This window comes from Nonomuraea sp. B5E05 (assembly GCF_039880665.1).
Taxonomy (GTDB): Bacteria; Actinomycetota; Actinomycetes; order Streptosporangiales; family Streptosporangiaceae; genus Nonomuraea.
On record NZ_JBDPMJ010000024.1, the window covers coordinates 22,200 to 39,444 of the forward strand.

The window sequence follows — 17,245 nt, forward strand, 5'->3', positions numbered from 1 at the left end:
AGCAATGTGCCCCGGCTACCCGACCCTTAACGACCTTGAAGCGGCTGACCAGCTGTTACTTACGCTTGAGAACCCGAGATAAGGGCGGGCCCCGCTTCCGGACAAGGTCGCTCCTGACAGCTGGCTACAACGAATAGTTTCCACGTGTGTCGATCTGGTCTCTATGATCCCGTCATGCTCAATTACCGTCAGGCGATCGCCACCAGTTTCGAGGAAATGCCTGTCCGGCTGAGACAGCATCGATGTCCTAGCCGTGAGACGCGGGCCGTTTTACCTGGTCAGCGCTCCTCGGGTGGCCAGGATCTCTGAGTCCCTACACTCGCCAAAGGGCCGCGCGGCCGGGCCGGTGCCGTCAGCCGGTCTTCGCGGCGAAGGGGCCGCCGTCGCCGAAGACCAGCCGCGCGAAGTTCTCGCCGATGCGGCGGTGCCCTGCGGGATCGGGGTGGATCGCGTCGGGCAGCGGGAATTCGGCGTAGTCGCTCTCGCCGTAAAGGGCGCGGCCGTCGAGGTAGTGCAGGTTCGGGTCGTCGGCCGTACGTTGTTCGACGATCCGCGCGAGTTCGTCGCGGACGACGTTCAGTGTCAGGCGCCCGGCGGCGCGCTCGGCCGGGTCGCCCGTGGCCTTGAACCGCAGGGTCACGCCGTCGTAGTCGGGCGCGAGCGGGCCGGGGGTGTCCTCCTGGACCGGGCACAGGATGGGGGAGACGACCAGCAGCGGAGTGGTCGGATGCCCCTCGCGGATGGTGTCGAGGAAGCCGTGGACCGCGGGGGTGAAGGCGCGCAGCCGCATCACGTCGCCGTTGACGACGTTGATGCCGAGCTTGACGCTGATCAGGTCGGCGGGGGTGTCGCGCATCGCGCGGGCGGTGAACGGGTCCAGCAGCGCGCTGCCACCGAACCCCAGGTTGACCAGCTCCGCTTCGCCTCGGGCGGCTGCCAGGGCCGGCCAGGTCGCGGTCGGGTGGGCGGCGTTCGAGCCGTGGCTGATGGAGCTGCCGTGGTGCAGCCACACCCTGCGCCCGCTGTCTCGCGCCGGTTCGACGGGGGCGTCGGTGCGCAGGGCGATCAGCTCGGTGATCTCCGTGTGCGGGAGCCAGATCTCGACGTCCTTGTCACCTGCCGGCAGATCGGTGAACCGGGCGGTGCCGGCGGGTCCCTCTTGCACCTCGGCGGACTGGGTGACCATGTCGGTGATCGTACGGACTCGGCCGCCGGCCACCGTGGCCTGGGCGGCGAGGTGTCCCTCGACCAGCAGGTCGTACACCCCGTCGGCCGGGAGCGGGAACCCTTGGTAGACCCGCTTGGTGGGCAGGGTGTCCAGTTCGATCGTGGTGGCGCGGGTGCGGAGGGCCAGCCGTACGCCGGAGGGCTGCGCCTCGGCCATGGCCAGCCGGTCGTCGGGGATCTGCCGGCGCGCCCGGGCGGGCAGCCGATGCGGCAGCAGGCCGTGCGCGGTCGTCTCCACGTCGAGGAAACCGCGCAACAGGTCCGCGGTGACAGGCGTGATGATCCAATCGGTGCTCATTGTCTCCACCATTCTGGGAAGAGTTCGTCAGCGGTGCGGGTCAGGACGTGGCCCGGTTGCGCAGCAGGGCGTCGAGGGAGTCCAGGATCCAGGTCCATGACTCCTGTGTGTCGACGGGAGTGTGGCTGAAGCCGCCGGCCATCTCCAGGCTGACGTAGCCGTGGAAGACGCTGCCCAGCATCCGGACCGCGTGCGTCTGGTCCGGCTCGGTCATGTCGTAGCCGCGCAGGATCGCCCGCGTCATCTGCGAGTGCCGTACGCCGGCGCTGGCGGCCGCCGTCTCGGGGTCGAGCCGGAGCCGGGCGGCGGCGTAGCGGCCGGGGTGCTCCCGTGCGTAGTCGCGGTAGGCGTCCGCGAATGCGGCCAGGGCGTCCTTGCCGGCACGCCCGGCCAGGGCGGCGGCCACCCGGTCGGCGAGCTCTTCCAGGGCGAACAGGGCGATCCTGGTCTTGAGCTCCTGGGAGCTGTTCACGTGCGAGTAGAGGCTCGCGACCTTGACGTCGAACCGCCGGGCGAGCTCCGAAACGGTCACCTGGTCGAAGCCGACCTCGTCGGCCAGTTCCGCCCCCGCCCGGGTCAGCCGTTCGGGGGTCAGCCCTGCTCTCACCATGAGCTTCCTCCTGTCTGCCGACAACTATAAGGCATTCACCTAATAGCTTTAGGAAGCTGGTCCAGGCACGCGGGCGCCGCACGGCCGGCCCGCAGGCGGTCACACCGCCGGGATGAGTCCTCCGTCCACCCGGAATTGGGCGCCCGTCCGTCCGTGACGGTGTGACCAAGCAGACAGCGGGCCCCGGAATGGCGCCTGATCGCTTCGGTGCTTCACCGGTGGAGCTTCGGTGCTCTTGCTGAAAGAGCGAAGCGAAGGGAAGAACGCCATGACCATCCTCGTCGCCTACGACGGCTCGGCCGACTCGCGCGCCGCCATCGAGTTCGCGGCCGAACACCTGACCGCCGAGCCCACCGTCGTGGTCACGGTGTGGGAGCCGCTGCTCGTTCAGATCAAGAAATACCCGCTGGCCGCTGCGGCGTTCGACGCGGGCGCCGAGGATGCGGCCCACGCGCAGGCCGGGCAGCACGCCAAGGAGGGGGCCGAGCTGGCGATCGCGGGCGGGATGTCCGACGTCACCTATCGGGCGGTGGCCGACAACGAGTCGATCTGGAAGAGGATCGTGGACGTGGCGGACGAGATCGACGCCTCGCTCATCGTCACCGGCTCGCGCGGCCTGTCGGGGGTCAGGTCGGTGCTGCTCGGCAGCGTCTCCAACCACGTGCTGCACCACGCGGGCCGGCCCACGCTCATCGTCCCCCCGCGGAAGGGGCCGTCGTAGCAGCACATGCGTCGGCGGGCGGGACGCAGGAGAGCGTCTGAGGAGGGCACAGCCGGGTGTCGATGCGCCGCGCGCCCGGCCCCTCGTCGCCCAGCCGATCGTACGGGTTGGCCACCGGGCACCGGTCCAGCGACAGGCAGCCGCACCCGATGCACTCGGTGAGGTCGTCGCGCAGCCGCTGCAGCTGTTCGATGCGGTCGTCGAGCTCGCCCCGCCAGGCGGCCGACAAACTCGCCCAGTCGTCGCGGGTGGGGGTGCGCTCGTCGGGCAGCCGGCTGAGGGCGTCCTTGATGGTCTTCAGGGGGATGCCGATGCGCTGCGCCAGCCTGATGAAGGCGACCCTGCGCAGGCTGTCGCGGGTGTAGCGGCGCTGGTTTCCGGACGTACGGCGGCTCGTGATGAGGCCCTTGGACTCGTAGAAGTGCAGGGCGGAGACGGCGACGCCACTGCGCTCGGCGAGCTGGCCTACGGTGAGCTCTCGTGTGTTCCAGGCGACCTTCGTCATACCTGGAGTTTACTTGAGGGTCCGCTCGAAGAGGGTTTCCAGGACGACGACCGTCTGCGTGCCCGTCACCCCGTCCACCTGGAAGACCTGACGCAGCAGGTCCTGCAGCTCCTTGGGCCCGCTCGTACGCACCTTGAGCAGCACCGACGCGGGCCCCGCGATGACGTGCGCCTCCTCGATCTCCGGGATCGCGGCCAGCCTGTCACCGCTGTCGCCCATCCACGTGTTGCCGTCGACCAGCACGTACGCGGTCACCGTGCGCCCGAGCGTCTCCTGGTCGACCTCGATCGTCGTGCGCCTGATGACGCCGCGCTCGCGCAGCTTGCGCACGCGTTCGTGCGCGGCGCCGCTGGACAGCCCCACCGCCTTGCCGAGCATCGCGTACGACCGCGTCGCGTCGTCCTGGAGCAGGCCGATCAGCATCCTGTCGATATTGTCCACGACAAGATGATATATCGTGGTTCGTCGAAAGATCCGAACTGCGTATGGTGGATGACATGACGGACACGATCCCCACTGAGTTCGAGGTGCTCGACGAGCGGTTCGCCGCCGTCGGGGGAGACGACAGGGTCGAACGCCTCCACACCGGCACCCGCTGGGCGGAGGGCCCGGTCTACTTCCCGGCCGGCCGGTTCCTCGTCTGGAGCGACATCCCCAACGAACGCATGCTCCGCTGGGACGAGACGACGGGCGTGGTCGGAGTCTTCCGGCAACCGTCCGGCTACTCCAACGGCAACACCCTCGACCGCGAGGGCCGGTTGATCACCTGCGAGCACGGCAACCGCCGGGTCACCCGCACCGAGCACGACGGCTCGATCACGGTGATCGCCGACCGCTGGCAGGGCAGGCGGCTCAACAGCCCCAACGACGCGGTCGTGCGCTCCGACGGCTCCGTCTGGTTCACCGACCCGCCGTACGGCATTCTCAGCGACTACGAGGGCCACGCGGCCGAGCAGGAGATCGACGGCTGCCACGTCTATCGCGCGGATCCGGTGACGGGCGAGGTCCGCGTCGTGGCCGACGACTTCGTCCGGCCCAACGGCCTGGCCTTCTCGCTGGACGAGAGCCGGCTCTACGTCGCCGACACGCGGGCCAGGCACGTACGCGTGTTCGACGTGCGCGACGACGGCTCCCTCGCGGGCGGCGCGGTGTTCGCCCAGGGCACCGAGAACGACAACTTCGACGGGATCCGGCTCGACAACACCGGCCGCGTGTGGACCGCGGCCGGCAAGGCGGTGCTCTGCTACGACCCCGACGGCACGCTGATCGGCCGTCTCAGGCTGCCCGAGTTCACCGCCAACCTGGTGTTCGGCGGGCCCAAGCGCAACCGCATGTTCATCACGGCCTCGACCTCGCTCTACTCGCTGATGAGCAACGTGACCGGCGCGCCGCCTGTCTGGGCCGCGCGCTAGCCTCACTCCCACCGGAAGAGCCGTACGGCCAGCCCACCGAAGATCACCAGTCCGGCGGCCACCACCGCGAGGTGCCCGAGCTCGGGAGACTGTCCGGCCCAGGCGTCCTTGAGCGCCTGGGCGAACGGCCCCGCCACGGAGAAGTCGCTGACGGTGCGCAGCGCGTCCGGCATGATGTCGCGCGGCACCCACATCCCGCCCAGGAACATCAGCGGGAACATCACCACGGCGCCGATGCCGGGAGCGGTCTTGCCGTTCGGCGCGAGAGCGGCGATCACCAGCCCGATGGCCAGCAGCGCGGCGCTGCCGAGCAGGAACACGAGGACGAAGACCACCGGCTGCCCCGGCAGCGGCGAGCCGAACACCGCGGCCGCGGCCGAGATGAGAATGGCCGCGGACACCACGCCGACGACCAGGTTGATCAGCAGTTGCACGCCGAGCAGCCGCACCGGATGCACGGGCGTGGTGGACATCCGCCTGAGCACGCCCCGCTCGCGGTAAGTGGTGAGCACCGCGGGCAGGATGTTGCAGGCGAGCGTGAGCAGTGCGAGCAGCGTCATCATGCTGGGCATCTGGGTGTCCATCGGCCGCTCGCCCGACGCGTTCGCCTCAGTCATGAACGGGATGCTGAGGCCCAGTACGAGCAGGAGGGCGACCGGCAGCCCGATGGTGAACAACAACGACGGCCAGTCACGCAGGTAGAGCCTGGTCTCCACGATCAGCATCTTCTTCACGTGAGCTTCCTTCCGGTGAGCGCGAGGAACGCGTCGTCGAGTGTGGCCTGCTCGATACGCAGGTCTCCGGGCACGATCTGCTGCTGGGCGAGCGCCAGGGTGACGGTGGGGGCGAGGTTGCCGGAGCCGGTCACCACGATCTGGTCGCCGCTCCTGGTGACCCCGCGCACTTCGGGCAGGGCGAGCAGCACGGCGTCGTCGACGGGAGCGGACGGCCGGAACTTCACCCGCTGCTCGTCGCCCACCTGCGCGATGAGCCCCGACGGCGTGTCGGTCGCGGCGACCTTGCCGGCGTCGATGAGCGCGAGCCGGTCGCAGAGGCGTTCGGCCTCCTCCATGAAGTGGGTGACGAGCACGATCGTCACCCCGGAATCGCGTACCTGCTCGACGAGCTCCCAGGTGTCTCTGCGGGCCTGCGGGTCGAGCCCCGTCGTCAGCTCGTCGAGCACCGCCACGCGCGGCCTGCCCACCAGAGCGAGCGCGACCGACAGCCGCTGGCGCTGCCCGCCGGAGAGCTGTTTGAACAGGGTGTCGCGCTTGCCGCCCAGCCCGACCTGCTCGATCAGCTCGGACCAGTCCGCGGGGTCGGGGTAGTAGGAGGCGTAGAGGTCCATGGCCTCCCGCACCTTGATCTTCTCCGGCAGCTCGGCGCTCTGCAGCTGCATGCCCAGCACCCGACGCAGCTCGATCCGGTCACGCTGGGGGTCGAGCCCGGCCACCTGTACGGTGCCGCCGTCCGGCGCCCGCAGTCCCGCGACGCACTCCACTGTCGTGGTCTTTCCCGCGCCGTTCGGGCCGAGAATGCCGAAGATCTCGCCCTCCGCCACCTCGAAGGACACGTCCTCGACCGCCACGTGGTTCGGATACTGCTTGCGCAGGTTCCTGACCTCGATGATTTTCATGCCATCGACGCTAGAAAGCCGTGGTCCGCCGGGGAATCCGGGTGGATGCCCGCCAAGGGTGTACTTAGATGCAGTGACCCTGGCGCGGCGTTGCCCCAGACTGGAGGCATGCTTCGAAGCTTCGGCCGGATTCTGGTGCTTCTCGCGCTTCTTGTCCTCGAGGTGCCCGCGATCCCGCTGGCCGGGCTCATGATGCTGCTGACGTTCGGCCTGGGCATGGTCTTCCTGTTCCCGTGGCAGATCATGATGGTCCGGCGCCTGGCGGAGCTGAACCGGCGGCTGATGCGCAGGTGGACGGACATCGAGATCGAGCCCCCGTACCTGCCGGAACCGCCGCCCCCGGTGCCGCAGGCCGACGGCATGTACCGCTCCGACCGCACCCTCTACAAGACGCCACGGATCCCGGCGTGGAACAACCGGTGGAAGTGGATGTTGTCCGACCCGGGCTCGTGGCGCGACCTGCTCTGGCTGGTGCTCGACGTGGTGGTGAAGCCGCTGCTGGTGCCGCTGTTCATCGTGCTTCCCGCGCGCGGGCTGCGCCTCTACGCGCAGTGGAGCGAGCTGCTGCTCGGCGCGACCACCGCCAGCCGCCTGGCGGGCCAGGTGAGCCACCTCAAGCGCACCCGCAGTCTGGCCAACGACTCCCAGGCGGCCGAGATGCGCAGGATCGAGCGCGACCTGCACGACGGCACGCAGGCCAGGCTGGTGGCCATCGGCATGACGCTGGGCGCCGTCGAGGAGCTCGTCGACAAGGACCCCACGGCGGCCAAAACGTTGCTGGCCAAGGCCAGGGACGCCTCCTCCGAGACGCTGACGGAGCTGCGCCGGGTCATCCGGGGCATCCATCCGCCGGTGCTGGCCGAGCGCGGGCTGGCCGACGCCGTCCGCGCGCTCGCCATGGACAGCCCGATGGACGTCACGGTGGACGTCGACCTGCCCCACCGGCCTGACGCGCCGGTGGAGGCGGCGGTCTACTTCGCGGTCAGCGAGCTGCTCTCCAACGCGGCGCGGCACGGCAACGCCCGCAAGGTGATGGTCGACGTCAGCGCCAACGGCCCTCACCTGCGCATCTCGGTCACCGACGACGGCATGGGCGGTGCCGACCCGTCGAAGGGCACCGGCCTTTCCGGCATCGAACGGCGGCTGGCCGCCTTCGACGGCGTGCTCGCCCTGAACAGCCCGCCGGGCGGGCCCACCACCGTGACGATGGAGATGCCCCGGGTGCTGCCCGAGCACTGGGCGGGCGACCTGCACAAGATGCCGCGCTGGAAGACGGTTGCGGTCGTCATGTTGTGGGCGACGGCCTGGTGCCCGACGATGCCGCAGGGGGTCGTGGCGGGCGTCTTCAAGGCCTTGGGCGCCGAGCAGAAGTCCTGGTTCCTCGCGCTGTACATGCCGGAGTTCTGGCAGTGGCCTACGATCTTCGGCATGATCACGGTGGGCCTCGTCATGCACGTCCTGGCCATCCGCATCCCGGCCGCCCACAACCGCGAGCGCTTGCTCGCCGGGAAGCCGGCGGCCAAGGTGTTGTGCTGATGAAGAACCGCGTGCTCGTCGCCGAAGACCTCTACCTGCTCAGAGATGGGCTGGTCCACCTGCTCCAGGCCCACGGCTTCATGGTCGTCGCGGCCGTGGAGAGCGGGCCCGAGCTGCTCAAGGGCCTGGTGGAGCTGCGTCCCGACGTCTCGATCGTCGACGTACGCCTGCCGCCCACGTTCACCGACGAAGGGCTGAAGGCGGCGCTGGCGGCCAGGGAGAAGGTGCCCGGCCTGCCGATCCTCGTGCTGTCCCAGCACGTCGAGCAGCTCTACGCCCGCGAGCTGCTGGCCGACGGCTCGGGCGGGATCGGCTACCTGCTGAAGGACCGCGTCTTCAACGCCGAGCAGTTCGTCGACGCCGTACGCCGGGTCGCCGAGGGCGGCACGGCCATGGACCCCGAGGTGATCGCCAAGCTGCTGGCCAGCAACGCCAGGGACGAGCCGCTGGCCGCGCTGACGCCCCGGGAGCGCGAGGTGCTGGAGGCCATGGCCGAGGGCCGGTCCAACGCGGCCATCTCCCAGCGCCTCTACCTCAGCGAGAGCGCCGTGGCCAAGCACACGGCCTCCATCTTCGGCAAGCTCGGCCTCGCGCCGTCCGACGACGACAACCGGCGGGTGCTGGCCGTGCTCGCCTACCTCAACAGCCGTTAGCCTCGTCGCCCGCCCCGAGTTGTCGGTCGTAGCGGCTATTTTCGTAGGGGCACGGCGACGAAGAGGTGGTAACAGGTGAAGATCCGGGTTAACCGCGATGTTTTGGCAGATGCGGTGGCGTGGGCCGCCCGAGTCCTGCCCAGCCGCCCTGTGGTGCCCGTCCTGTCCGGGTTGCTGCTGGAGGCGGGTGACGAGCTCACCCTGTCCGCGTTCGACTACGACGTCTCCGCGCGGGCCGCGGTCGACGCCGACGTGGCCGAGACGGGCAGCGTGCTGATCCCCGGCCGGTTGCTGGCCGAGATCAGCCGGAGCCTGCCCGCCGACGATGTCGAGATCGTCACCGAGGGCGCCGAGGCGGTGCTGACCTGCGGGAGCGCCGAGTTCGGGCTGATCACGATGCCGGTCGAGGATTTCCCGACCATGCCGGCCATGCCGCCGAGCGTCGGAGCGATCGGCGGCAGCGTGTTCGCCTCCGCCGTCGGGCAGGTCGCGCCGGCGGCCAGCCGCGACGACACGCTGCCCATGCTCACCGGCATCAGGGTCGACATCGAGGGCGAGTCGGTGGCGATGGCGGCGACCGACCGCTATCGCATCGCCGCCCGCGACTTCACCTGGCGCCCGGTCGCCTCCGACGTCGCCGTCTCCGCGATGGTGCCGGCGCGGGTGCTGGTCGAGGTGGCCAAGTCGCTGCGCGGCGGCGAGGTGTCGGTCTCGATGGGCGACGGGGTCGCCGGGTTCGAGAGCGTCGGCCGCAGCACGACCGTGCGCCTGCTCGACGAGCAGTTCATCGACTATCGCGCGCGGCTGACCAACGACTGGTCGATCAGGGCCGACGTGGCCGTGGCGCCGTTCGTCAACGCGATCAAGCGGGTGGCGCTGGTGGCCGAGCGCAACACCGCGATCCGGCTGTCGTTCAGCCAGGGCCAGGTGCTCATCCAGGCCGGCGGCGGCGACATCGGGCGCGGCACCGAGGTGGTCGAGTGCGAGCTGCGCGGCGACGACATCCAGATCGCCTTCCAGTCGCAGTTCCTGCTCGACGGGCTGACCGGCATCGAGAGCGAGGTGGCGCGCATCAACATGGAGTCGCCCACCAGGCCCGCCCTCATCCAGGACGTGCCCGGCGACGCCGAGCCCGCCTTCCGCTACCTCGTCATGTCGCTGCGCCAGTCATGACTCTCGCCTGACGTCAGGCTTCGGTCAGGGCGATGAGGATGTGCTCCATGCAGGCGTGCCCGGCCCGCTCGGCGGCCGAGGCGTCGCCGGCGGCGATGGCCCTGGCGATCGCGTCGTGGGGGATATAGCTCTTGTTCAGCGACGTGCCCGCGGCCGTGATGCTGGCCCGCAGCGCCGCCGAGAAGTCCTCGTAGAGGTCGATCAGCACCAGGTTGTGCGTGGCGTGCGCGACCGCCATGTGGAAGGCCAGGTCGGCCTCCACGAAGAGATCGGGGTCGTCCAGCTCCCAGGCCCGGTCGCGCTCGGCCAGCGCCGCCTCGATGCGCTCAATGTCCTCGTCAGTGCGCCGGGTGGCGGCCAGGCGCGCCGATTCGACCTCGAGCGCGCGGCGCACCTCGAAGATCTCGAGCTGCTCGGCCTGGCGCAACCGCCGCAACATCGCGCCGGACAGCTCGCTGGTGGCCCGGACGTAGGTGCCGTCGCCCTGGCGGCATTCGAGCAGCCCGGCGTGCGTGAGCGCGCGTACGGCCTCCCGAACGGTGTTGCGGCCAACACCGAGCTGCTCAGCGAGCACCGTCTCGGTAGGGATCTTGCCGTTCATCGGCCACGTCCCTGAGGTGATCTGCTCCTTGAGCTGATCGATCACCTGGTCGACGAGCGAAGCTCGCTGCGCCGTACGCAGACTCACAGTCCGCCTCCTCCGGGAAACCAATCATCCTATGAGTGAATGACTGGTAGACCCTAATTATTCCAGACTCGAAAAGCCAAATCTGGAGCTCCCGGAGGTTTCAGCGAGAAACTGTGGCGTCGACCGTCACCCCCGCCATGGCGGAGCGGACTCCGGCCGACTCGAGAGCCTTATGGTAGGCCGCGGTCTGCTGGGTCACGGATCCGATCCTGCCGTAGAGGTCGCCCAGCTCGCGCCAGCAGCGTGCGGCCTGCCGATCGGAGCCGAACACCGGCCGGTCGAGCCCGGCGAGCAGTTCCTGCGCGGCGCGCACGTGGGCTGCGGCGTCGCCGCCCAGGTCGAGCGCGACGGTGGCCAGCACGAGGTGCGCCTCGGCGGCAGTCGTGCCGGAACGGTCGTGCGACAGTCCGAGGGCCACCGTGGCGAGCTCACCGGCGCGCGCCGGGTCGCCGGCCCGCAGCCGGACCCGCGCGTGCACCGCGAGGCTCTCGCCGTGCTCGCGGGTGGTGCCGGGGAAGGCGGCGAACGCCTCGGAGGCGGCCGTGACGAGCCGCTCGGCCTCGTCGATGTCCGCCGTGGGCAGCCGCGACCAGTGCATGGCGGCCCGCGCGAGCTGCAGCGCCAGCCGCGACTCGCGCCCGGCCATGATCGCGTCGTCGGCCAGGCTGACGGCCAGCGCGGAGTCCTCGCCCGCGGCGGCGGCCGAGCTCGCCTCCCACAACGCCCTGATCTCTCCGGAACGGTCCACAACCTGTGGGACACCGGTCACGTCGAGCACGCTCTTGACGTAGTCGAGCTCGGTGGAGTCGTCTTCGCGCTCGCTGCGCGACTCCACCAGCGCGGTGGCCAGGTCGATGGCGACCTCACCCTGGGTGATGGACAGCCGCTCGGCCTGCCGCAGCGCGGAGACCGCCAGGTCGTGGGCGCGCAGCCGGTCGCCCGCCCGCTGGTAGCAGCGGCTCAGCGAGATGGCGAGCGGCAGATCGGCCAGCCGCTCGGGGTGGGCCGACGCCTCCCTGCGCAGGCGCTCGAAGGCCTCGACGGCCTGGCCGAGCCTGCCCTGCGCCTCCAGAGCGCGTGCCCTGCCGAAGCGGGCGTGCGCGGTCAGCATGGCGTTTTCCTCGTCGGCCGCCTTCACGATCTCCGTGAAACGGTCGGCGGCTGTGGACGGGTCGCCGTGCTGCAACTCCAGCTCGGCGTGGCGCAGCCCCAGCTCGGTGTCGATCCGCTGACGGGGCTCGATCCCGTGCAGCAGGAACTCGGTCGTGCAGCCGAGTCGCTCTGCGAGCAGCCGGGCCACGACAGGAGTCGGCGTGCGCTTGCCCGACTCTATGAGCGAGACATAACTGTCAGACAGGTCGGGCCCGGCCAGTTGGGCCTGGGACATCCGCCTGTTCAGCCGCAGTCCTCGGACGCGGTCACCGATGGTTCCCTGACTCGGCATCTCATCTCTCAAGGCGGGGAAGGGTCAACAACACGCAATGATTGCATGAAGTAGCCGAATCGGGTATCCCCACATGAAGAATTCCCCGCAGGGAGATTAATCGTCGCTGTCGTCCTTGCCGGGGAAAAGCATCTGGCAGACCTCGAGGTACAGGGTCTCCGGATACGGAATGTACTCGATCGTTGACAGTGCCTGGTCCTGGCCTGCCGACTCCAGGATGAACTCACCGTAACCGAGCATGCGCCCAAGCAGAGATCTTTGGAAGCTCATGTCGGTGACCTTGCCCAAGGGCATCATCGCGACCTTGCGGGTGATGAGCCCGGTGGTCAGCAACATTCGTGTGGACGTCACCACAAAGTAATCGACCGACCACTCCGCCACTTTCCATACGAAACGGATCAGCAGCAGGAGCCACAGCCACCAGACGACGACGAGCGCCGTGCCACCCGCCTCGGCGCCGCCGAAGAAGCTGCTGAGCAACCCGGCGACGACGAGGCCGCCGAAGACCTCGGCGACCGGACGGAGCAGGATGGCAGGGTGCCGCCGCACCATGAGGACCTGTTGTTCGTGGGGGAGGAGGTAGCGGTTGACCGACGACGGAGCGGAGTCCCCGTGGGTCACAAGTCTCATGCGAGGCTGTTCACGAATTGGGCCAGCGAGTCGGCCGCGTTGAACACCGTGTCGAACGCTCCTCTCACCGCGTCCGCGGCGTCAGCTGGTCGCGCGAACAGGTAGTACGCGACAAATGCGATACCACTGTATGTGAGGACTTTTTTGACCTGCACTGTCGCCTCCGTGCCACTTACCCACTCCACCCACCGTCTACATTACCCACCCGGGTGCCCGGGTAAAGGTAACTTGGCGGGTATGTTCGGATCTTGCTAACCACGCTCGCTGGCCACCAGAGCCAGCACGTGAAGGTGCTTACGCGCGATGCGCTCCACGAGGCCGGGATGGGCGTAGCCAGTGACCTCCAGCGCGCCGTAGTGCGCTGCTTCGACACAGCGCGTTACGGTGGTCGAGGAATGGATGCTGGCGAACTCGTCGCGCAGCAGCGCCTCCACCTCCGCGTACGGAGTCGGATCGGCCTTGGTGTGATCGTTCACGAGAACACCTCGGCACCGGGCATGTCGCTCATCGTGCTCCCCCACGCGCAATGCGGAAGTTGCCTTCCTGTCTCTTCGTACCCACTCAACCACATTATGTAACGAAGTGACGACTCCGCGTGACGGAAAAAGGACTTTTCGCGACAGTGCTTCTGATCACACCGCTCAGACCACGCCGTAGAGCCGGTCGCCGGCGTCGCCGAGCCCCGGCACGATGTAGCCGTTGTCGTTGAGCCGCTCGTCGAGCGCGGCGGTCACCACGCGGATCGGCTTGCCGGAGTTGGCGAACACCTTGTCCATGTGGGCCAGGCCCTCGGGCGCGGCCAGCAGGCAGATGGCCGTGACGTCGACGGCTCCCCTGTCGAAGAGGAACTGCACGGCCGCCGCCAGCGTGCCGCCGGTGGCGAGCATGGGGTCGACCACGAAGCACTGCCGCCCGGACAGGTCGTCGGGCAACCGCGTGGCATAGGTCTCCGCCTGCAGCGTCGACTCGTTGCGGATCATGCCGAGGAACCCGACCTCGGCCGTCGGCAGCAGCCGGGTCATGCCGTCGAGCATGCCGAGCCCCGCGCGCAGGATGGGCACGACCAGCGGGTGCGGCTTGGCCAGCCGGACGCCGTGGGCGGGGGAGACGGGCGTGTCGACCGTGACGTCGGTGACGCGCACGTCGCGGGTGGCCTCGTACGCGAGCAGCGTCACCAGCTCGTCGGCGAGCCTGCGGAACGTCGGCGAGTCGGTGCGGACATCACGCAGCGCGGTCAGCTTGTGTGCCACGAGCGGATGGTCGACGACGAGGGTTTCCATAGAGGACCACGCTATCTCGTGACGGCCGGCGACGCAGATCGTGCTGCGTACGGCCGCTCACCTCATCGGTTTTGATCACAATTTGGTCGGAGAGGCACACGACCGGTGGCCGACTCTGGAACCATGAGGTGTTGGTGATATCTGTCGTGTCAGAGGTCGGGTGGAGATGGCGATGACAGACGAAGACGCTCTCGACTTCGCCATCGTGGTTTATCGCGAGGACGATCGCTGGGACGCCGGGCTGTTGCCCAGCACGCTCACGTCTGATCTGAAGGGGCTGATCCACGCCCTCAGGCAGCAGCCCAGCGAGAGCAGCACGATCGGCCTTATCGCCGTGGGCGACGAGTTCTTCGTGGCGCTGCGGGTTCTGGGCGAGCGGGTCGAGGTGTTCCTGTCCGACATCGCCGCCTCGTGGGACTTCCCGCTGGCGGAGCAGGTGCTCGACTACCTCGACGTGCCCGTCCCCGACGAGGAGGAGCTCGACGAGATCCTCCAGGACGAGGAGACCGTGCTCCCCGCCGGAGATCTGTCGATCTTCGCCGATCTCGGGTTGGACGAGATGGAGCTGGGCATCCTCTCCGGCGACATTGACCTGCTGCCCGAAGACGTGTTGTCCAGCATCGCCGCCCGGCTCGGCTTCTCCGAGCCGTTCGAGCGTGCCATCGAATCCGTCTTCGGCTGACCCCCTGGAGCGCGGATATGGCGTCCAACACCTTCTCTGCGGCTTTTGTCAGGACCTCCGATGGTTGGAGCGGCGCCGAGGTCGATCTGGATGACGCCGAGATCGTCGACGACTTCGGTGACGCCGTCATGGAGACGCTGGGGCTCACGGGCGACGAGCTGGCCCTGCTCTGCGTCGAGGTGGAGGACGAGTGGTTCGCCCTCGTCCGCTACCGCGGCGACGACGAGCCGCGCGTCTTCCTGTCCGACGTGCACGCGGTCGTCTCCCACCGCCTGGGCGAGCTCTTCGCCGAGTTCGCCGGCGTGGTCCCGGAAAAGGAGGGCAACGGCCTCGGCGTGCGCCCTGCCGGCGACTTCGAGCTGCTCAGCGACCTTGGGCTGAGTTCGGAAGAGCTGCTGGAGCTGAGTGTGGAAGAGGGCATGCTGCCCGCCGACATCCTGTCGGTGATCGCCGAGCGGCTGTCGTTCGCCGACGAGCTCGACCGGCTGCGGTGACCCACGAGGAGGCCATGCGCCTGGCCCTGGCGGAGGCCGCCACGGCCGGCGACAGGGGAGAGATCCCCGTGGGGGCCGTTGTGCTCGACCAGTTCGGCGAGGTCCTGGCCGCGGCGGGCAACGACCGCGAGTCGTCCGCCGACCCGACCGCCCACGCCGAGGTGCTCGCGCTCCGCCGGGCCGCCGCCCGCCGCGGCCGGTGGCGGCTGACCGGCTGCACGCTCGTGGTGACCCTCGAGCCCTGCACGATGTGCGCGGGCGCCGCGGTGCTGGCTCGGGTCGACAGGATCGTGTACGGCGCCGTCGACGAGAAGGGCGGCGCCGTGGGCTCGCTCTGGGACGTCGTACGCGATCGCCGGCTCAACCACCGGCCCGAGGTCGTCATGGGGGTCCTGGCCGCCGAGTGCTCCGCCGTACTAAAGCGGTTCTTCGCTACCCGCAGGATCCGGTAAGCTCGTTCGCGGTGGTGTCGCCTAGTGGCCGAGGGCGCACGCCTCGAAAGCGTGTGATGGGGCAACTCATCCGTGGGTTCAAATCCCACCACCACCGCCGCTAAGTTGGGCCTCCGACCTGGATGAACAGGTCGGAGGCCTTTCGTTTTCCAAGATCATGGGGGCATGTTTCGACACCCTGCTCGCCGCAGCCATGTTCACCGTCGCGGTCGGGCAGGCCGTCGCTGCGGGATCACAGTGACGTGGGAGTGGCCAGCTTCATGGCGGCGCGCATGAGCGCTTCCCTGGCTGTTTCCTGGGTCGCCGGATCGTCGGCATGCATCATGCGCGCCATCTGTGGGACCGCGTACCACCAGCCTGCGAGGGCCAGGATGAGGAAGGCCAGGTCGGGGCCTGACATGTCGTCGCTGATCAGGTGCGTCTGCTGGGCTCGGGTGAAAGCCGCAACCTTGGTGCGGTAGTAGGCAGTGCGGGAATCCTCGTCGGGCACTTCCGGCAGATCAAGCAGGCCCTCCCACAACAGCAGCCGGGTCAGCTCAGGGTGCTCTGGGTCATCGTCGGCCCCGACGAGACCGTGCTGACCTATGAGCGCGACATCACCTGGGACTCCGGGCGAGGACGCCGAGGCACCCAGATGTGGCTCCACGACTCCTGGATCGCCGCCTACGAGGGAACCGGCCCGCAACCCGCCTCCCCGTACGCTCTAGGTCGTGTTCCATAAGGCATTGAGCCACTGGTTGATCGCAGCGATGATGACGACGGCTTCGCCGCGTACGACGAGCTTGTCGTAGCGGGTTGCCATGCCGCGGTTGCCTTTGAGCAGGTTGATGCCGCACTTCACAGCGTGCCGCAACCGGTAGAACGCGGGGTCGAAGGCCGGCGGGCGGCCTCCCTTCGGCCCCTTGGCTCGTCGGTGAGCGTCCTGGTCGGCCTTGCTCGGAGTGCACGCCTTGATCCCACGCCGGCGCAGATGAGTGCGGTTGGCCTTGCTGGTGCAGGCCTTGTCGGCCAGGACCCGGTCCGGGCGGGTCCTGGGACGGCCGCCGCCGAGGCGGGCCACCCGGATCCTGCCCAGCACCTGGATGAACGCAGGAGGCCGACCAACTGCAGGTCGCGGTTTCATATCGGCTCGGCAGGCCTCACGTGGTTGCTTCGCCAGTCTCGCTCTGCTTCCTCAGGCTCATCAGCTGGTACGGCCGCAGCGCGAGGTCGATGCCGCGGCGCAACGCGGCGCGCACCTCATCGGGCCCGTCGCCCCGCTCGATGCTGAGGATGGCGGTGGCGTTGAGCGCGCCGAGCACCGCGCCCACCAGCGCCGCCGCATCGGTCCGGCTGACCAGCTCCGGTGCCGCCCGATGCAGTGCGTCGATCAGCTCGCCCTGTGTCTGCAGCATGCGGTGCACCAGCCGCGACTGAACCGATGGGGTGGAAGCGAGCAGCTTCACCCGAAGCGCGGCCAGACCGCTGGGCAGATCGTGGCGCCAAGTGTCCTCGACGATCGACTGCGCAGCGCGTTCGAGGATCTCGGCCACGCTCTGACCGGGTCGCCACCCCGCGATGGCTTGCAGCCCTTCGTCGAGACGTACCTGCGCGCTGCCGATCACGACATCCTCTTTTGTGGGGAAATGCAGGTAGAACGTCCGCTCGGACACGTCGGCAGCCTCGGCGATTTCGGTCACCATGGTGCGCTCGAAACCCTTCTGCTCGAACAGCCGCATCGCCGCGTTCACCAGCGCCTGCCGTGTCTGAAGCTTCTTGCGCTCTCGTCGCCCCGTGGTCTCAGCCATGGCTCCTCGACTATAGC

General features: G+C 68.9%; 23 protein-coding genes and 1 tRNA gene. 9 read left to right on the forward strand and 15 right to left on the reverse strand.

Going from position 1 to position 17,245, the window contains the following annotated elements; all coding sequences use genetic code 11:
- Positions 1 to 352: 352 nt before the first annotated feature.
- Both ABGB01_RS34460 and ABGB01_RS34465 read right to left on the reverse strand, forming a co-directional pair.
- Positions 353 to 1,525 (reverse strand): GDSL-type esterase/lipase family protein, encoded by a 1,173-nt coding sequence (locus tag ABGB01_RS34460; protein WP_347777764.1) that lies wholly within the window; start codon positions 1,523 to 1,525, stop codon positions 353 to 355.
- A 40-nt stretch (positions 1,526 to 1,565) separates the two neighbouring features.
- Positions 1,566 to 2,135: a TetR/AcrR family transcriptional regulator gene (locus tag ABGB01_RS34465; protein WP_347777765.1), complete on the reverse strand. Its 570-nt coding sequence runs from the start codon at positions 2,133 to 2,135 to the stop codon at positions 1,566 to 1,568.
- A gap of 268 nt (positions 2,136 to 2,403) precedes the next feature.
- Here ABGB01_RS34465 and ABGB01_RS34470 point away from each other — a divergent pair, with 268 nt between their 5' ends.
- On the forward strand, positions 2,404 to 2,856 hold the full coding sequence (locus ABGB01_RS34470; protein ID WP_347777766.1) for a universal stress protein: 453 nt from the start codon (positions 2,404 to 2,406) through the stop codon (positions 2,854 to 2,856).
- On the opposite strand, the gene soxR is transcribed toward ABGB01_RS34470, so the two are convergent.
- Together soxR and ABGB01_RS34480 are read right to left on the reverse strand one after the other, a co-directional pair.
- Positions 2,825 to 3,361 carry a redox-sensitive transcriptional activator SoxR gene (gene soxR, locus ABGB01_RS34475; protein ID WP_347777767.1) on the reverse strand — a complete coding sequence of 179 codons (537 nt, stop codon included), beginning with the start codon at positions 3,359 to 3,361 and terminating at the stop codon, positions 2,825 to 2,827. The genes ABGB01_RS34470 and soxR overlap by 32 nt on opposite strands.
- 9 nt (positions 3,362 to 3,370) lie before the next feature.
- Positions 3,371 to 3,802 (reverse strand): Lrp/AsnC family transcriptional regulator, encoded by a 432-nt coding sequence (locus tag ABGB01_RS34480; protein ID WP_347777768.1) that lies wholly within the window; start codon positions 3,800 to 3,802, stop codon positions 3,371 to 3,373.
- Between the two features lie 56 nt (positions 3,803 to 3,858).
- Here ABGB01_RS34480 and ABGB01_RS34485 point away from each other — a divergent pair, with 56 nt between their 5' ends.
- Positions 3,859 to 4,773: an SMP-30/gluconolactonase/LRE family protein gene (locus ABGB01_RS34485; protein ID WP_347777769.1), complete on the forward strand. Its 915-nt coding sequence runs from the start codon at positions 3,859 to 3,861 to the stop codon at positions 4,771 to 4,773.
- A 2-nt stretch (positions 4,774 to 4,775) separates the two neighbouring features.
- Here ABGB01_RS34485 and ABGB01_RS34490 read toward each other — a convergent pair whose 3' ends face one another.
- Both ABGB01_RS34490 and ABGB01_RS34495 read right to left on the reverse strand, forming a co-directional pair.
- Positions 4,776 to 5,498: an ABC transporter permease gene (locus ABGB01_RS34490; RefSeq protein ID WP_347777875.1), complete on the reverse strand. Its 723-nt coding sequence runs from the start codon at positions 5,496 to 5,498 to the stop codon at positions 4,776 to 4,778.
- Between the two features lie 5 nt (positions 5,499 to 5,503).
- A complete protein-coding gene (locus ABGB01_RS34495) occupies positions 5,504 to 6,409 on the reverse strand; it encodes an ABC transporter ATP-binding protein (RefSeq protein WP_347777770.1) in 906 nt (301 codons plus the stop codon).
- A gap of 108 nt (positions 6,410 to 6,517) precedes the next feature.
- Between ABGB01_RS34495 and ABGB01_RS34500 the strand changes: the two genes are divergently transcribed.
- The 3 genes from ABGB01_RS34500 to dnaN all read left to right on the forward strand — a co-directional run bounded on the left by ABGB01_RS34500 (position 6,518) and on the right by dnaN (position 9,771).
- On the forward strand, positions 6,518 to 7,945 hold the full coding sequence (locus tag ABGB01_RS34500; protein WP_347777771.1) for a sensor histidine kinase: 1,428 nt from the start codon (positions 6,518 to 6,520) through the stop codon (positions 7,943 to 7,945).
- Positions 7,945 to 8,598, forward strand: a complete 654-nt coding sequence (locus ABGB01_RS34505; RefSeq protein ID WP_347622972.1) for a response regulator transcription factor — start codon at positions 7,945 to 7,947, stop codon at positions 8,596 to 8,598. Before ABGB01_RS34500 ends, ABGB01_RS34505 begins: the two co-directional genes overlap by 1 nt.
- A gap of 75 nt (positions 8,599 to 8,673) precedes the next feature.
- The gene (dnaN, locus tag ABGB01_RS34510; RefSeq protein WP_347777772.1) at positions 8,674 to 9,771 is read left to right on the forward strand and encodes a DNA polymerase III subunit beta; all 1,098 of its coding nucleotides are present in this window, start codon (positions 8,674 to 8,676) and stop codon (positions 9,769 to 9,771) included.
- 13 nt (positions 9,772 to 9,784) lie between these two features.
- On the opposite strand, the gene ABGB01_RS34515 is transcribed toward dnaN, so the two are convergent.
- The 6 genes from ABGB01_RS34515 to upp form a co-directional block, all read right to left on the reverse strand.
- Positions 9,785 to 10,459 carry a FadR/GntR family transcriptional regulator gene (locus tag ABGB01_RS34515; RefSeq protein WP_347622974.1) on the reverse strand — a complete coding sequence of 225 codons (675 nt, stop codon included), beginning with the start codon at positions 10,457 to 10,459 and terminating at the stop codon, positions 9,785 to 9,787.
- A 100-nt stretch (positions 10,460 to 10,559) separates the two neighbouring features.
- A complete protein-coding gene (locus tag ABGB01_RS34520; protein ID WP_347777773.1) occupies positions 10,560 to 11,903 on the reverse strand; it encodes a helix-turn-helix transcriptional regulator in 1,344 nt (447 codons plus the stop codon).
- 96 nt (positions 11,904 to 11,999) lie between these two features.
- Entirely contained in the window at positions 12,000 to 12,533 is a 534-nt protein-coding gene (locus ABGB01_RS34525) for a PH domain-containing protein (RefSeq protein ID WP_347777774.1), read from the reverse strand.
- A complete protein-coding gene (locus ABGB01_RS34530; RefSeq protein WP_347777775.1) occupies positions 12,530 to 12,688 on the reverse strand; it encodes a hypothetical protein in 159 nt (52 codons plus the stop codon). Before ABGB01_RS34530 ends, ABGB01_RS34525 begins: the two co-directional genes overlap by 4 nt.
- Before the next feature lie 96 nt (positions 12,689 to 12,784).
- Positions 12,785 to 13,009, reverse strand: coding sequence for a hypothetical protein (locus tag ABGB01_RS34535; protein ID WP_347777776.1), 225 nt, complete (start codon positions 13,007 to 13,009; stop codon positions 12,785 to 12,787).
- Positions 13,010 to 13,174: 165 nt separating this feature from the next.
- The gene (gene upp, locus ABGB01_RS34540) at positions 13,175 to 13,813 is read right to left on the reverse strand and encodes a uracil phosphoribosyltransferase (RefSeq protein WP_347777777.1); all 639 of its coding nucleotides are present in this window, start codon (positions 13,811 to 13,813) and stop codon (positions 13,175 to 13,177) included.
- 172 nt (positions 13,814 to 13,985) lie between these two features.
- Here upp and ABGB01_RS34545 point away from each other — a divergent pair, with 172 nt between their 5' ends.
- The 4 genes from ABGB01_RS34545 (at position 13,986) to ABGB01_RS34560 (ending at position 15,538) form a co-directional block, all read left to right on the forward strand.
- Entirely contained in the window at positions 13,986 to 14,495 is a 510-nt protein-coding gene (locus ABGB01_RS34545) for a tRNA adenosine deaminase-associated protein (protein WP_347777778.1), read from the forward strand.
- Positions 14,496 to 14,512: 17 nt separating this feature from the next.
- Positions 14,513 to 14,989: a tRNA adenosine deaminase-associated protein gene (locus ABGB01_RS34550; RefSeq protein WP_347777779.1), complete on the forward strand. Its 477-nt coding sequence runs from the start codon at positions 14,513 to 14,515 to the stop codon at positions 14,987 to 14,989.
- Positions 14,986 to 15,441 (forward strand): tRNA adenosine(34) deaminase TadA, encoded by a 456-nt coding sequence (gene tadA, locus ABGB01_RS34555; RefSeq protein WP_347777780.1) that lies wholly within the window; start codon positions 14,986 to 14,988, stop codon positions 15,439 to 15,441. Before ABGB01_RS34550 ends, tadA begins: the two co-directional genes overlap by 4 nt.
- Positions 15,442 to 15,451: 10 nt before the next feature.
- Positions 15,452 to 15,538: transfer RNA gene (locus tag ABGB01_RS34560), tRNA-Ser, on the forward strand.
- 135 nt (positions 15,539 to 15,673) lie between these two features.
- On the opposite strand, the gene ABGB01_RS34565 is transcribed toward ABGB01_RS34560, so the two are convergent.
- The 3 genes from ABGB01_RS34565 to ABGB01_RS34575 all read right to left on the reverse strand — a co-directional run bounded on the left by ABGB01_RS34565 (position 15,674) and on the right by ABGB01_RS34575 (position 17,228).
- Positions 15,674 to 16,087, reverse strand: a complete 414-nt coding sequence (locus ABGB01_RS34565) for a hypothetical protein (protein ID WP_347777781.1) — start codon at positions 16,085 to 16,087, stop codon at positions 15,674 to 15,676.
- A 57-nt stretch (positions 16,088 to 16,144) separates the two neighbouring features.
- Positions 16,145 to 16,519: a transposase gene (locus ABGB01_RS34570; RefSeq protein ID WP_347777782.1), complete on the reverse strand. Its 375-nt coding sequence runs from the start codon at positions 16,517 to 16,519 to the stop codon at positions 16,145 to 16,147.
- A gap of 61 nt (positions 16,520 to 16,580) precedes the next feature.
- Entirely contained in the window at positions 16,581 to 17,228 is a 648-nt protein-coding gene (locus tag ABGB01_RS34575) for a helix-turn-helix domain-containing protein (protein WP_347777783.1), read from the reverse strand.
- Positions 17,229 to 17,245: the final 17 nt, after the last annotated feature.

What these genes read in the sequence shown, in the direction of transcription:
- ABGB01_RS34460 (WP_347777764.1), bottom strand. Translation starts at nt 1,525, where the DNA reads ATGAGCACCGATTGGATCATCACGCCTGTCACCGCGGACCTGTTGCGC.
- ABGB01_RS34465 (WP_347777765.1), bottom strand. Translation starts at nt 2,135, where the DNA reads ATGGTGAGAGCAGGGCTGACCCCCGAACGGCTGACCCGGGCGGGGGCG.
- ABGB01_RS34470 (WP_347777766.1), top strand. Translation starts at nt 2,404, where the DNA reads ATGACCATCCTCGTCGCCTACGACGGCTCGGCCGACTCGCGCGCCGCC.
- soxR (WP_347777767.1), bottom strand. Translation starts at nt 3,361, where the DNA reads ATGACGAAGGTCGCCTGGAACACACGAGAGCTCACCGTAGGCCAGCTC.
- ABGB01_RS34485 (WP_347777769.1), top strand. Translation starts at nt 3,859, where the DNA reads ATGACGGACACGATCCCCACTGAGTTCGAGGTGCTCGACGAGCGGTTC.
- ABGB01_RS34490 (WP_347777875.1), bottom strand. Translation starts at nt 5,498, where the DNA reads ATGCTGATCGTGGAGACCAGGCTCTACCTGCGTGACTGGCCGTCGTTG.
- ABGB01_RS34495 (WP_347777770.1), bottom strand. Translation starts at nt 6,409, where the DNA reads ATGAAAATCATCGAGGTCAGGAACCTGCGCAAGCAGTATCCGAACCAC.
- ABGB01_RS34500 (WP_347777771.1), top strand. Translation starts at nt 6,518, where the DNA reads ATGCTTCGAAGCTTCGGCCGGATTCTGGTGCTTCTCGCGCTTCTTGTC.
- ABGB01_RS34505 (WP_347622972.1), top strand. Translation starts at nt 7,945, where the DNA reads ATGAAGAACCGCGTGCTCGTCGCCGAAGACCTCTACCTGCTCAGAGAT.
- ABGB01_RS34520 (WP_347777773.1), bottom strand. Translation starts at nt 11,903, where the DNA reads ATGCCGAGTCAGGGAACCATCGGTGACCGCGTCCGAGGACTGCGGCTG.
- ABGB01_RS34525 (WP_347777774.1), bottom strand. Translation starts at nt 12,533, where the DNA reads ATGAGACTTGTGACCCACGGGGACTCCGCTCCGTCGTCGGTCAACCGC.
- upp (WP_347777777.1), bottom strand. Translation starts at nt 13,813, where the DNA reads ATGGAAACCCTCGTCGTCGACCATCCGCTCGTGGCACACAAGCTGACC.
- ABGB01_RS34545 (WP_347777778.1), top strand. Translation starts at nt 13,986, where the DNA reads ATGACAGACGAAGACGCTCTCGACTTCGCCATCGTGGTTTATCGCGAG.
- ABGB01_RS34550 (WP_347777779.1), top strand. Translation starts at nt 14,513, where the DNA reads ATGGCGTCCAACACCTTCTCTGCGGCTTTTGTCAGGACCTCCGATGGT.
- ABGB01_RS34575 (WP_347777783.1), bottom strand. Translation starts at nt 17,228, where the DNA reads ATGGCTGAGACCACGGGGCGACGAGAGCGCAAGAAGCTTCAGACACGG.